Origin of the sequence: Muricomes intestini, assembly GCF_004346165.1 — a bacterium.
GTDB classification, from domain to species: domain Bacteria; phylum Bacillota; class Clostridia; order Lachnospirales; family Lachnospiraceae; genus Muricomes; species Muricomes intestini.
This window is the reverse complement of sequence record NZ_SLZZ01000024.1, coordinates 32,383-46,544: the sequence shown is the minus strand read 5'-3', so window position 1 is coordinate 46,544 and position 14,162 is coordinate 32,383. Positions and strand designations below refer to the sequence as shown.

At 40.1% G+C, this 14,162-nt stretch carries 11 protein-coding genes; all 11 read right to left on the bottom strand.

Features of this window, described 5'->3' with window-relative positions; all coding sequences use genetic code 11:
- Positions 1-173: 173 nt before the first annotated feature.
- Positions 174-1,601 (bottom strand): ATP-binding cassette domain-containing protein, encoded by a 1,428-nt coding sequence (locus EDD59_RS14030; protein WP_132382955.1) that lies wholly within the window; start codon positions 1,599-1,601, stop codon positions 174-176.
- Positions 1,602-1,609: 8 nt separating this feature from the next.
- A complete protein-coding gene (locus tag EDD59_RS14025; RefSeq protein ID WP_132382953.1) occupies positions 1,610-2,383 on the bottom strand; it encodes a sensor histidine kinase in 774 nt (257 codons plus the stop codon).
- A 14-nt stretch (positions 2,384-2,397) separates the two neighbouring features.
- A complete protein-coding gene (locus tag EDD59_RS14020) occupies positions 2,398-4,008 on the bottom strand; it encodes a response regulator transcription factor (RefSeq protein ID WP_165920950.1) in 1,611 nt (536 codons plus the stop codon).
- 128 nt (positions 4,009-4,136) lie between these two features.
- Positions 4,137-4,772, bottom strand: a complete 636-nt coding sequence (locus EDD59_RS14015) for a TetR/AcrR family transcriptional regulator (RefSeq protein ID WP_132382949.1) — start codon at positions 4,770-4,772, stop codon at positions 4,137-4,139.
- A 27-nt stretch (positions 4,773-4,799) separates the two neighbouring features.
- Complete coding sequence (locus EDD59_RS14010) at positions 4,800-5,243, bottom strand: aconitase X swivel domain-containing protein (protein WP_132382947.1); 444 nt, start codon at positions 5,241-5,243, stop codon at positions 4,800-4,802.
- A gap of 2 nt (positions 5,244-5,245) precedes the next feature.
- Complete coding sequence (locus tag EDD59_RS14005) at positions 5,246-6,517, bottom strand: aconitase X (RefSeq protein ID WP_132382945.1); 1,272 nt, start codon at positions 6,515-6,517, stop codon at positions 5,246-5,248.
- 12 nt (positions 6,518-6,529) lie between these two features.
- Positions 6,530-8,812, bottom strand: coding sequence for an oxidoreductase (locus EDD59_RS14000; RefSeq protein WP_132382943.1), 2,283 nt, complete (start codon positions 8,810-8,812; stop codon positions 6,530-6,532).
- Positions 8,813-9,041: 229 nt separating this feature from the next.
- On the bottom strand, positions 9,042-9,899 hold the full coding sequence (locus EDD59_RS13995) for an AraC family transcriptional regulator (RefSeq protein WP_165920949.1): 858 nt from the start codon (positions 9,897-9,899) through the stop codon (positions 9,042-9,044).
- A gap of 5 nt (positions 9,900-9,904) precedes the next feature.
- Positions 9,905-12,340 carry a glycoside hydrolase family 31 protein gene (locus tag EDD59_RS13990; protein ID WP_132382939.1) on the bottom strand — a complete coding sequence of 812 codons (2,436 nt, stop codon included), beginning with the start codon at positions 12,338-12,340 and terminating at the stop codon, positions 9,905-9,907.
- 45 nt (positions 12,341-12,385) lie between these two features.
- Positions 12,386-13,180 (bottom strand): carbohydrate ABC transporter permease, encoded by a 795-nt coding sequence (locus tag EDD59_RS13985; RefSeq protein ID WP_330572150.1) that lies wholly within the window; start codon positions 13,178-13,180, stop codon positions 12,386-12,388.
- 29 nt (positions 13,181-13,209) lie between these two features.
- Positions 13,210-14,085, bottom strand: a complete 876-nt coding sequence (locus EDD59_RS13980) for a carbohydrate ABC transporter permease (RefSeq protein WP_132382935.1) — start codon at positions 14,083-14,085, stop codon at positions 13,210-13,212.
- Between the last annotated feature and the right edge of the window lie 77 nt (positions 14,086-14,162).

Here is a 14,162-nt window from a genome sequence, read left to right as displayed (position 1 = left end):
TTATACACAAAAATATCTTCTTTTACTCCAAAACTGCCAGTATTCAATTTTCAATCTGCATTGGAATTAGATGATTCTAATTCCGAGAACTTATTTATAGTCATATTTTAGAGGCATCAGATAAACATAACAATGCGTTAACCTACAGAATAGGTGCAATTTTTCTATATTACCTAGAAATCAAAACTATTCTCCACTAATTTTCCTTCTTCCCAAAACAGAAATCGATCCGTTAACTGATAGTTCTGTTCCACTGTTTTGGCCATTATCAAAATTGATATTCCGGCTTTTGCCAACTCATGCAGCTCCTGTTGCATCATCCCATAAATCAATGCGTCCGTATATCTGCTTGGGTCTATACAGAATATTACCCTGGGTTTATATAAACGGATTCGATATAATAAAATTGCCATTTTATCTTTTTCACTCAAATGCCGGCAGTCGCTCCTCCCTCGCAGCTCTTCATTCGGATACCAGTTCAGAAAGTCTCTTTCTATATAATCCATACTTTTTTGTCGGTAAAATCCGGCGGTTGATATTTTGTGAAAGTTACCGAGGCATAAATTATCCTGTAAAGATATTTGTTCAATAACACTGTTTTTCAAGTTAAAGTCTACAAATAAGCAATCTTCGCTTCTGTCTGTAAGTCTTTTTCCATTCATTATTTGATTCAGATGATATAGCTTTCCTTTTTTCATTTTTTCCAAGTTCATCAGACACTCAAACAAACGTTGATTATTGATTCCCGAAAAATCCACCAAGGTTACTATCTCCCCTTGGCGCAATTTGAATGAAATCTCCCCGACTTCTTCTATACTTACCCTTTCTGCCTGGAAGACAATATTCTCCTTTTCCTTTATCTGATTCTTTTTGTGTTTAAAAGTAGGCATTTGAAAGATGAGATTTTCATCCACTTGTTTCCGTTTGACATTTGTTATAATCTTACCTGTTGTTCCATTTGTAAGAAATAGAATTCGCTCAGAACATATCTGCAAATTATCCATTCGATAGCCTGCTAATATAAAGGAAATGCCTAGAGCACTTAATTTTTTTAACCAAACATATAGCTGTGCAATTTCATTTGTATTAAATTCCTGTGAAAAATCATCTAGCAAAATAACCTTTGCACCCATAATGTACTTTTTTATGATTTCCACCATATAACATTCGATTCTCGTTAAATCTTCCACTTTACTGTTAGGATTAATATTTATTGATATTTTATTCAGTTGTTCTTTTGTCTGTAGATAATAGGACTTTTCACGGATCCAAAACTGGTGATGACGGTGCCTGCGTATATGAAAAATATTATCAGTGACAGTCATGTTTTTTTCTAATAATGGTTTCTTTGTTATCAGAGCTATTTTATTTGTCAATAAGGAAGAGTACTGGCTCACCTTAGTTTCATTAAAAAAAAGGGTTCCCTTATCAAGCTCTTCATCTCCTGTCAAAATACGAAAAAGCAATGATTTCCCACTGTCACGCAAACCCATAATACCTAATATTTCTCCCTCATATAAATTCATGGAAAAGTCATTCAATATTAATGTATCGCCAATCTTTTTATATAAATGAGATACTCTTAAAATTTCATTGCGCATAATTTTCTTTACCCCAACATGTCCAGTTTCAATGGAATATAAATTTCAAAATCTGTACCTAAATTTTCTATGCTGGAAACTGAGAGACCATATTCTTGTCCAAAATATAACTGAATCCGCCTGTTTACGTTATATAGGGCAATTCCATTATTCGATGAAGATTTCCCCTGAGCCGGCATCTCTGCAGCATATATTGTCTCTTTTAATTTATTTAGCTTTTCCTGATTCATCCCACAGCCATTATCGGAGATACGAATATTTAAATGCTTCTTGGTATGGAGAATTTCAATGCATATACAATTATCCGAAGATCTCTGTGCAAAACCATGCTCAATTGCATTTTCGATAATAGGCTGTAGACTTAATTTGGGGATTTGCCCAAAGAGAATATCAATATCCGTCTGATCATAAATTAAATCCAGCGAAAATCTATTGGAAAACCTAAACTGTTGGATCTTTATATAGTTTCTTATATTCTCCAGTTCTTCCTTAATGGTCACTATATCTCTTTTGATATTAATGCTGTAACGAAAGAATTTAGACAATGCTTCTGCCGTATCTGCTATTTGGGGCACATCACATAATAAAGCCTGGCCCCGAATACATTCAAGCACGTTATATAGAAAATGAGGATTAATCTGCCCCTGCAATGTAGCCATCTCAATCTGTTTACTCAGCAGGGTAAGCTCGTAATCCTCATGTCGCTTTTTTGAGTAATTTTCGACCTCTTGTTTGATGATTTGATCTAACTGATCTTGTGTCATGATTCTTATTTTTTTCAATATTCCCTCCAGATCTATCCATATATTTTCCTATATTCAGAAGGCTTTATCCCTACCACCTTTTTAAAAAGCTTGCTAAAATATCTGGTATCTGTATAGCCTGTCTGTTCTGCAATTTCACGAATTGTATTGCCTGTGTCCCGCAGTAATCTTTTCGCTTCCTCCATCCTGTATTTTGTCAGGTAGTCAGTGAAATTCTCACCGGTTTCCCTTTTAAAAATATTTGAAAAGTATACTGGATTTAGATTCACATATGCAGCAACATCTTCTAAACGCATGGGGTTTTGATAGTTTTCTTCCACATAAACCATTGCAGACCGAACTGGTTTTGTCTTCTGCTGATCCACCCGCTGTATGAGACTTTCCATCGCCTCACTGACAGGTTGTTCAACTGCCCTTTGTAATATTGATAAGCTTAAGGCATTATGAATTCCATATACGTATTGTTTACGGACATAGTCTTCATTGAGAACCCCTGCAAAAAGTTTTTCTTCCGTTTTTAAAAATAACTCCAGAATAGTTTCTAATATATCAGCTAATGCTAAAGCGGAAAAATGAGTCCTTACCACATGAAAAAGGTTCTGTAAGTCCTCCTGAAATTCACTCACATCTAATAATTCAAAATCCTTTTCAAGGTTTCTATAAAAATCATGTTTTTCACTATCTTCCATGATTGTTTCCGGCTGCTTGAGTGCATCCCAATAAATTATTCTGTCACAGCCAAGTAACATACGGCTGCTTACAGCTGCCTGTGCCTCTTTATCAGAAACACTTAGAAATTCCATTTTCTTGTACGGATGCCCCAGCCCGATGGTCAGCTGATACTCTTTAAAAAGATCTACAAGATTTCTGATACGTTCAAAATAGTTTCTAATTTCTTCATATATTACATATTCTTTTTCAGCCGGATAGTTTATCCCGATTTTCAATGTATCAAAAGTTGGGTCTGTCAAAATATTGAAGCATATTGGCTGAAATTTCTCATAAAACACGGACGAAATCTTCTCTTGGATTGATGAAAAGTTTGCATCATAATCCTGCATACTGTTCTGCATATCTGATTTTACATATATTACTTGGAATAATCCCTCCTGAAAATTAATTCCGTACTCTCTATTTACATCCTCAAAGGTTTTTTGCTCCTTTGGCAGATTCGGAACCACTTTACTTAAGAAAAATCTTTTTAACAGCTTTTCTCCCTGTTTATTTAACAGCTTTTCATTTCTGCTTTTTCTCCCGGTGTCAATTTTATCCGACAACTTTTTTATCGCATTATTTAATTCCCCGGAATCTACCGGTTTTAAAATATAATCCTCTACGTTATATTTTAAAGCATTATGTGCATATTCAAACTGACGGTATCCGCTTACAATAATAAAATGACAGGGAATGCCTTCTTTTCTTATTTTTCCTATTAACTCAATTCCATCCATTTCAGGCATAGATATATCAGTGATAACAATATCCGGAGCTTCTTTTAAAATTACATCATATAGTTCTTTCCCGTTATAGACTTCCCCAGCCAATTTTAGATTTAGTCTTTCCCAGTCAATAAGTTTTTTCATTAACTCGCAGATTAATACTTCATCGTCTGCAATTATCACTTTCTTTATTCCTTCCGCCATAGCAACACCTCCCATTTTCTTTTCTTGCCGCTAATTATACCCTATTTCACAGAAAAAACAAAATATAAAAGCGGATCTCTCAGATGTCCTGCCTCTTTGAAATCCGCTTTTATATTCTATCTATTTTATCACAGTCTTTTTATTTCACTTTTTATCACTCCCCGCCCCTTCTTTTCCTTCGATGTTAAAAATGGCCTTAAGTAAAATTCCATCTCACTTTTTACTTTATCACTGACAGAATATATCCCATTATGCAGACACCAGTCAAAAATTGCTCCGCGGACGCATTGAATCAAATATTCAGCTATTGCCTTTTCCTTCAAACTTATATCTATGCTCCCAGCCTCCTGGCTCCGTCTGACATATCGCTTTACAGCTTTATAATATTCCCGCTCAGGACTTACTGCATTCAGGTAATTGCGCTGCAATAAAACACGATAATAGTCCTGCATCAGCAATACTCCTATTGACTCTGTAAATAAAGCCTGGTCGACTAAAATTGTCTGTAATGCCTCCAGAGCCGGCATCCTATCGTATCTTTCATATGCCTCCTCGGTTAACTGATTATCAAATTGCAAAAACGATTCATTCAATACTTCATCTTTTCCGGTAAAATGATGATAAAAAGCCCCTACCGAAAGTCCGCTTTCTTTTACAATATCCTGAACCGACATCTTTTCAAAACCCTTTTCTTCTGCAAGCTTCCTTGCTGCATCCAGGATCATGCGTTTACTTTTTTCTGACTTTTTATATTGTCTTTTCATCGTCTGCCGCCTCACTATGCTTAGCCTCTACTGATCCACGGTTACGGTTCCATCTTCTTCTACCGTAACCAGCATACCGGATTTTACGTAATCAAGAAACTCTAATCCAAGACAGTCGATAGTTGGCACTGGCGTGTTCGTCCACACTGCTGAAAGAATGGTCCCGGCTGCTGCCAGACTATCAATTTTCTGTGAAAATAAAAAGCACGCAGCCTGCCTTTCCATTTTAGTTGCAGCATATAATACCATTCCGCCTGTTGTACTGCCAATCGTTTGGGGGAGACATAACACCTTACCCTGCATCGGCTTTCCGAATAATTCAGGATTATTCTGATCTGAACATTTTGCCTCTTTGTCGCCGAACATCAGTGACTTTTGAAACGACGCCAGAGTATTAAAACCACTTTTTGTTACTAATGCTTCTGCTTTTATGTTGCCGGGTACAATTACACGTCCTTTAAAAGTCTTCATTCTTAAACGCCTCCTTTCGTGAGTTTCTCTAAAATTTCTTCATCTCTATAATACCGTGCTGTAGTATAAGTACGTAACTTATTGCTGTTGGTTATAACCGGCATTTTTCCGCACAATGGATTATTCATATACATTAAAGGGCAAATACTGGAAAGTACAATACCGGCATTTGCTAAACTTTGATACTCAGATGTTTTCCGAAATTTTTCAGCAACCTTTGGTGAGGCAGTAAATACCGTAGGAATCGCCACTTTTTTCTGTCCATGCTGTTTTAGCATATCACAGATAGAATTAGTCCACTCTTTCAGCTGTAACGATGAAAGATGGGGACATCCTATAAAACACATTTTAGGTTCGGCAGCGGGATCCTTCCAGATTACAGGATAATTAGCCTGAATCCGTGCTAACTTGGCATCATCAATACGGTATACCGCCGCGCCCTCTTTAACCAATTCTTCTCTCTGTGCCTTTGCTTCCGGGGTCAAATTTTCAACGTGATACAGTCCTACGGCCCCATTGGACGCAGTAGCCGCTCCCATATCTTTAAGATAATCACATACTGCATCATTTAATTCAGTGCCCAGCCATTTATCCAGCCCTTTGATATATGGAACATCCTCCAGCACTTTCATTCCAATTGCACTTCCCAGCACCTGTGCCTCTGGTTTCGATGTCGTATCAACCTCAATAATCCAATCAGCTTTTCGGCCTTCATCTGTTAATAAGCCAAAATATGGTACAAATCCGGCAATACTGCCAAAAAGTTCAATGATTCCCGAATTTCGATTACACCTGGCTCCAAGGACACTATTGGCATATACAACAGCACTGCTCTCCGCCCAACTAAGTACATCACCAAAACGTGGTTGATTTCCCACTTCTGTTTCGTAGCAGGTACAGGTAAATGCACTCTCATCCATTAATCCCAGTTTCGACAACTGTTGTTCATACATATTCTGCTTTGAATACATTACTTTGAAGAAAACATTTTGCAGGAAATTTGCCGGTACATTCTTTTCTGTTGGTCTGGGATCAACAGAAAAGCTCTGCTTAGCCAAAACACCTTCCGCTATTAATTCATCCATTATTTCATATACAGGCTTTAATACAGATAAGCCGAAACTGGTCACCAAATGTCCATGGTCCCCCGTAACCGGCACCATCTTCTCTGCATCAAAACAATCCCCGTACATTTTAAGCGTCTTAACAACCTTGGCCATTGCTGCACCCTTTTTACCGTCTAATAACTCTTGCTGCTCCTGATTAAGAATCATTACTTCACCCCCTTATATTGATATACCAAGACGGTAAGCTGCCCTTACCGCTTCTTGGATCCGACCGGGAGAAAAACTATCTCCTATGTTATAAATCTCCGCCGCACTTCTATTTTTGAGTGCTTTATAGTAGAGACTGTCATCCGGCCTGCCGCCGGCAGCCAATACCACCAGATCCGCCGGAATTGTCTCTTTGTGCCAATCCTCTCCTATCTTTGGCGCCATAGGATTTTGAATATTCTCCGGCAAAATAGGTGACCATGAATTATATGGATTCGGCACATTCTTATCATGATTCTGCTCAATCGTAATACCGGCAGGAGATATATTCACTACCTTGGACATATTCAGTAATTTTACATTTTTACGTTTTAATGCATGCAGGAGGTGTCCCCGGTTTGCTGTACAGACGCCTTCCATAAAGTAATTCAGCATTTCTACAACCGTTACCTCACGGTTATATTCATAAGCTAACCACTGCGCCATCTCACAGCCGACCACTCCCCCGCCCACTATTACAATTTTCTTTGCTTTGCCTAATTTTTCCGGGTGGCAAAATAGGTCCGCTGCCTGCACTATATTTGTTGCTTCTCTGATTCCTTCGATGGGCGGCACTGCATCTTTTGTGCCAGCTGCTGTAATGATCACATCATAGCCTCCTGCTTTAAGAGAATCTGCATCCGACAACGTATTCGGACGATACTCAAGCCCATACTCAGCTTGAGCCTGGGAAACTTCACGCACTAAGTATTCCCGGTAATTCTCCACATCATATTTTATCGCCGCAATGGAGCCAGCAACAATACGTCCGCCAATATCATTGGTTTTTTCAAACAATGTAACCTTGTGCCCTCGTTTAGCTGCTGTCACAGCAGCAATCACACCGCCAGGGCCGGCACCAATCACAGCTATCGCCCTTGACTTCTCTGCAAGAGGAGGATTTTCAGGCATCTGCGACTCAAAACTAGACCGGGGATTCACTGCACATTGGGGATGCCCGGCTTCGACAAATTCGTTCAGACAGCCTTCCTGACACCCTATGCAAGGTCTGATTTTCTCTACCTTGCCGGCATATACTTTATTCGGCCATTCCGGGTCTGCCAATAACGGACGTCCCAGCATTACCATGTCACAGTCCCCAGCTCTTAATGCTTTTTCTGCGATATCCGGATATCCCAGTTTTCCGACTCCAACAATGGGCACAGGTATACCCGCGTTTGACAATATCTTATTCTCTTCAAAATACCTTTTCGCTTCACGTGCCACTTCCAGAAAACATCCGGCCGGCATACTTGATGGAGGATGCGGCAGCCACCAGTTGTCGTAACATCCCAGGTCAACATCAAAGATATCCACTCCTGCTTTCACCAGATCTTTCATATATTCAAGAGTTTGTGAAATCGTACGTCCACCCTTAAACCGTTTTAAATAGGTTTCATTCATCGTCCTATCATCGTAACATTCCTCTAACGCTAAGGATAAATCGATCCGATACATAATCGGATAATGAGGGCCTACGCGTTTTCGGATTTCCTTTACTATATCAACGCCAAAACGTTTCCAGTCAGCATACTTACTCATTTTCCGATGATTAAATGCAGGATTTGTCATCTGTTCAAGCAGGTACCCCTCATGACCATGGAGGTATACCCCATCCAGCCCCATTGCATGTGCATCAGCCGCAGCCTGCCCAGTGCTCTTGATGATCTTATTTAACTTTCCATCTGACAGTCGAAAACACGGGATAGATGATATGTAGAAATTAGGCAAAAAAGAAGCTGATTTTGGCAGTTTCTTTTGTGTTAATAAACACTGGGGATTCCCCACTCTGCCCAGTCCTGCTGTCAGCTGTACAAAGATTTTAGCCCCATATGCATGTACTCCTTGTGCCAAATCACGCCACCCGGAGAGCACTGTCCGACTGCGGTCAATACGCGGAAAATAGGAAAGCTCACCCAGCTCCGTTACCGTTGAGTCAATCCCGTGACTGGTCGGAATAAGCCCTGTGGTAAGCAAACCGGTGCCGCCCTTTGCCCGGGCAAAAAAATACTGCAGCATCATGTCATTGGGCCGCCCCGTCTCTTCGCACATATCTATATTGCCCATGGGAGCCATCACAATACGATTTTTTACTACCATACGATTGATTTGGATTGGAGAAAAAAGGTGATCATACGGTGCAAGCTCTGAAGTCATTCTGCCTGTTCCGCCTGCACAGTTTTCAAACACCTCCTTCTGTATCGGCCAATCATCATAACTGTTTACGAGTTCCTGTACTAAATTATCTTTTCCCATACAACCACTCCTTACAAAATAGGTTTATAGTTCAAAAGCAGAACGTCATTCTGTTTTTATATTTCTCTGGTTGTTTTTAATAATATTATTTATAACGTGCCATTAATCATATATTTTTTTATTTATTATTTCCATTTAATCAGATCATTTGAAATGTCTTCTGTTGCTCGACATGCTCGATTTCGAATAAATTTTAAAAATTCCCCGGACGAACTATCAATGTATTGCATCATATTGCCTGTCTATGCCGCTCTTCTCCCGGTGCAATTCCATAATACTTTTTATACAGCCTGTAGAAGTTTGCTGTATTGGAAACTCCACATTCCTGTGCAATTTCCAAAATCCCATCAGAAGAATGATGCAGCATTTCTTTTGCCTTTTCCATCCGAATCTTTGTGAGGTACTCCTGGAAGCTGCAGCCGGCCGTTTTTTTGAAATAGCCGGAAAAATAATTAGGGCTCATACAGACAGTAGCTGCCGTTTCTTCTAAAGTGATTTTTTTACCATAATTCTTTTTTATAAATGTGAACGCCTGCTCTATTCTTCTGACAGAATCCTTTTTCCCTGCAAAAAATTCAATCCTGCTATTTGCACGCTCATAATACCGCACAAGAAGAGTCAGTATCTTTAATATATCCGCTTTAATCATAAGACGATTCCCAGCCTGTCCCCGCCAATCTTCCTCACTAATCTCATCCAGCAGGGCCTTAATATCTTTTGTGAACTTTTCTCTGCCTGGAATCCAATTTTCAAAATTATTTCCCCTCTCAAGAAATGGCACGAGATAATCCATATCCAACATTCTGCTTCCGTCGGAAATTATATCTGAGGAAAACATCAGCACAGTAAGCCGAACTTCCTCTGTGAGCACCTCCCATTTATGAGATTCACTGTTATTGAACAAAATCACATCTCCACTTTCCACATCATATATATGGCCATTCACTTCATACCTTGCATTTCCCTCATCCACATAGGTTATCTCAAAAAAATTGTGCCAGTGGGATGTGTCCTTATTCTCACATTTAGTCCGTTGCTGGCAGTAGCTCTGTATTTCAAAGGGGAAATCTGCCGGCAGTTTTTTCATATCTTTTACAAGCATATTCTCACTTCTTCTCCCTGATAAACAAACTCTTTACATTTTTCACCTGCAACGGCTATACATTTTCTTCCACGTATACTCTGAGGAAAATCATACGCTGAAGAGCCTATTGCTAATTCTTGTTTTTCATCATTCCAGGACATGGAAATCAGGTTATAATGTCCTTCCTCATATCCATAATCGTCTCCTGCATCCTCATATAATTCATACTCCCCGTCACCTCCCGGATATATATGAATCTCCAGCGCCGTATCTACAGCTTCCTGCGCATACTGCAGCTGCTTCTCCATGGGAATGATTGCCCCCGCCCTGACAAAAACAGGAATTCTGTCAATCTCAGCCTGTATGTCTACGTTCCGCCCTCCTTCATAATATTTTTCTGTATGGAAATCATACCAGTAAGTCCCCCCCGGAAGATAACAATTCCATGTTTTATCCTTCTCCAGCTTTCTACTCTCCCGTTTGTAATACATCGGGTCTGTTACAGGACAAATCAACAGACTTTCTCCGAACATGTATTCACTGTCTAAGGCTGCTCCTGCATCATTCGGGAAATCAAACAATAACGGGCGCATCATTGTGTCATTTTTTAACCATACTTTCCCCGCCATCGAGTAAATATATGGCATCAAACGGTATCTCAACTGTATTGTACTTACTAGTGCATCGTAAAACATCTCTCCCGGATTTCCAAAATTCCATACTTCCCGGGGTGTGTCAGTACCATGTGAGCGAAACATGGGGAGAAACGCTGCGAATTCAAACCAACGTACATATAACTCCCGATATCCATAATCATTCACACCTTCTTCGTAATCTCCCCGCCAGAACCATTTTGGTGACGAATCCTTATTACATCCGCATCCGCGGTTCTGCCACTTTTCGTTCACAGTAAAAAATGCCCCTATATCTAATGTCCAGTATGGCATCCCGCTTAATGCCATATTCAGTCCCTCTGTTATTTGGCATTTAAGGGTCTTCCAGCTTGCTTTAATATCGCCCGACCAGAGCATTGTTCCGTATTTCTGGATAGACGCATACCCTGCTCTTGTCAAATTCAGGACACGTTTTTTTGGTGCTGCTTTCCTCTGGTTTTCATAGATACCCTTCGCATGTGCAACTGCATAAAGATTCGCACGGTCAGCTCTCAAAAATTTATTATGTTCATTTCCAACCAGACAGAAACGCTCCCAAGGTTCCCGCAGGAATTCTCCATTCCAGTCCGGACCAGAGAAGGGCTCGGTAGAGTCACACCACCAGGAGTCAAAACCCCCTGAAAACAATTCCTTTTTAGCCTGCTTCCAATATAACTCTCTTGCCCCCTCATCAAACGCGTCATAAGTTGCATAGTCATTTAATAAATAACCTGCGGCCCGCATCTCTTCATAGTTATCTGTACCTGCATTCATATTCGGCCATACCGACACCATAGAATGCACATGCATATCGTGCAGTTTCTGATTCATTTCTGCCAGATTAGGATACCGCCTTTTATCTACTATCTTATTTCCCCAAGCTCCATCTTCCCATGTGTTCCAGTCCTGGACGACACAATCCAGTCCAATCCTGCGTTTGCGGTATTCCTCCGCTACTTTAACCAATTCCTCCTGGGTGTGGTATGCTTCCTTTGACTGCACATATCCATAAGCCCACTTTGGCAGAATCACTGCTTTTCCTGTCAATGTGCGATAACCTGCAATAATTTCATCTGCTGTCTCACCGGCAATAAAATAATAATCTATCTGCTCAGCCGTATCAAAGTACAAATAGGAGCCACGGTTATCATCATTGAATGACATAAGACTTCCGCAGTCTGCCAGAATTCCATAATTTTGGTCAGAAAGGAAAAAGGGAATCGGAATCCGCATGTTGTGCTGATACAGATACTGTACGTTTCCACGGTAATTATAAATTCCCTCCTCCCCCTGGCCCAGGCCATGAATTGCCTCCTTTTCCTTCCACCGGAAATAAATTTTCCCCCGGTATGCCATATGATCCATCACCGGCTTTAGGTTTTCCACAAAATTTCGTTCTCCATCCACCGTCTGCACACGGTTAATGATTGGTTCATCCTCCCCTGTGGTATAAATCATAAGAGGATGCTCGCTTAATTCCTTCCCGGCTTCCTGAAGCAATATCTTTTTATTTGTCTGACTTCTCCATGTAAAGCGTCCGGTGCTTTTCTCCACCTCAAGGCACACCCGGCCGGCTGCAATTATGTAAGCGTTTTTTGTTTCCCGCAGCTGTAACACTGTCTTTGCTTCCACCCAAATCCCAAGAGGAGAGGTTAAACATATCTCCTCTTGTTTTGTATATACACAGCGGATAATATTTTCCGTTATCCCAAATAGCATCAACAATCCCTGACTTGTTTTTAACTTTATAATTGACCTGTTTTGACAGGCCTCACTTGACTCTATCCTCATGGTTCTCACCTCACACATTTTCTGTTTAGCCTTTTTTGGACATGCTTATCCTTTCACTGCACCTTCTGTCTGCCCCCCTACAATATACTTCTGACATGACAGATACATAATAATTACCGGCAGGCAGGTCAGCAAAATATCTGCACAAATAAGATTCCAGCTCTTCTCATACTGCCCGAAGAAATTATAAACAGCCAATGTCATAGGCCACTTTTCTGATGAATTTAGAAAATACAAAGGCATTACGAACTCATTCCAAGTGTTCAAAAAGCATAAAACTGCAGCAGTCACAATACTGGATCTCATCATTGGAAAAATAATGCCAAAAAACAGCCTGACCGGTCCACAGCCGTCTATTACAGCCGCTTCATCCAAATCTACGGGTATCTTTGACACAAATCCATAGAGCAGGAATACGGTAAACGGAAGCTGTGTCGCCGTATACAATAAAATGATTCCTGGTACTGAGTTATTCAGATGAGTCACTTGCATGACCTTCATCAGTGCCACATAGTTAATAGGAATTACAATTCCTAACACCATATACATATAAGCGGCATTGCCGGTGCGGTCTCTTCTTCTGGAAAAAATATATGCCGCCATAGAACCGAACAATACTACTATTATTGTTGCACACCCGGCATATAGTAAACTGTTCAGGAAGCTCTGCAGCAGTTTCCCCTTTTCAATGACAGTTACAAAATTAGAGAAGGTCCATTCTTTAGGGAGCGATAACGTGAGTGTCAATGCTTCGGCATCCGATTTAAACGCATTTACAATAATCAGTACGAGCGGAATCAGCATAATCAGTGAAATCAGCCATGCCAGAATATTTTTCATGAAATTTATTGCTTTTTTCTTTGTCTGCATTATTCCTGCACCTCGTCTTTCGTCAGAACCTTAATCATAAAGAATCCTGTTACAACCATAATAATAAACATAACGGAACTGATGGTTGTTCCTTCTGCGTACAGTCCCTGTGAAAATTGTTTGAATACTGCGGTATACATTACTTCGGTTGTGTGCCCCGGTCCGCCGTTCGTCAAAGCATAAACCATATCAAACACTTTCATGCCATACAGAACATTCAGTACGATAGTCACCGCAAGAGTTTGCTTTAACATAGGCAGTGTAATATGTATAAATTTGTTCCAGCCACTTGCACCGTCAATCCCGGCCGCCTCATAATACACCTGGGGAATTGCCAGGATTCCAACAATCAGCATGGTCATAATATAACCGGTGCCTCTCCAGATATCCACTGCCATAACCGACCAAAATGCAATCTTAGGATTCGTGAGCCATTGCTGCGTCATACTGTCCAGTCCTACTGTTCTCAGAGTCTGATTTAAAATTCCCACCTTCGGATTCAAAATTGATGTAAATACCAGACCGATGATCAGAATTGATAAAACAGACGGCATATACATCACTCCTCTGTGGAAATTCTTCAACTTAATGTTTTTGCTAAGTGCAAGTGCAAATAACAGTCCCAGTCCACTTTTTGCAACTGTTGTAACAGCGGTAAACAGCAATGTATTTGTAATATACTTCATATAATTTGTGTCTGCACTGAACAGTTTTTTAAAATTTTCCCACCCCACAAAATGTATTTCCTTGGAATATGCAGACCAATCCGTAAAGGCATACCCGATACCTATAATTCCCGGTATCACGCACAGTGTTGTATAGATAATGATTGCCCCCGCAGCAAAATACCATGGATATAACTTTGACTTTTTCACAAAAATCCTCCTTTGCTTTTTCTATTTTTATCTATTTTACAGATTATGGGGGCTGATTCACATGCATATACCAAGTC

What these genes read in the sequence shown, in the direction of transcription:
- EDD59_RS14030 (WP_132382955.1), bottom strand. Translation starts at nt 1,601, where the DNA reads ATGCGCAATGAAATTTTAAGAGTATCTCATTTATATAAAAAGATTGGC.
- EDD59_RS14020 (WP_165920950.1), bottom strand. Translation starts at nt 4,008, where the DNA reads ATGGCGGAAGGAATAAAGAAAGTGATAATTGCAGACGATGAAGTATTA.
- EDD59_RS14015 (WP_132382949.1), bottom strand. Translation starts at nt 4,772, where the DNA reads ATGAAAAGACAATATAAAAAGTCAGAAAAAAGTAAACGCATGATCCTG.
- EDD59_RS14010 (WP_132382947.1), bottom strand. Translation starts at nt 5,243, where the DNA reads ATGAAGACTTTTAAAGGACGTGTAATTGTACCCGGCAACATAAAAGCA.
- EDD59_RS14005 (WP_132382945.1), bottom strand. Translation starts at nt 6,517, where the DNA reads ATGATTCTTAATCAGGAGCAGCAAGAGTTATTAGACGGTAAAAAGGGT.
- EDD59_RS14000 (WP_132382943.1), bottom strand. Translation starts at nt 8,812, where the DNA reads ATGGGAAAAGATAATTTAGTACAGGAACTCGTAAACAGTTATGATGAT.
- EDD59_RS13995 (WP_165920949.1), bottom strand. Translation starts at nt 9,899, where the DNA reads ATGAAAAAACTGCCGGCAGATTTCCCCTTTGAAATACAGAGCTACTGC.
- EDD59_RS13990 (WP_132382939.1), bottom strand. Translation starts at nt 12,340, where the DNA reads ATGAGGATAGAGTCAAGTGAGGCCTGTCAAAACAGGTCAATTATAAAG.
- EDD59_RS13985 (WP_330572150.1), bottom strand. Translation starts at nt 13,180, where the DNA reads ATGAAAAATATTCTGGCATGGCTGATTTCACTGATTATGCTGATTCCG.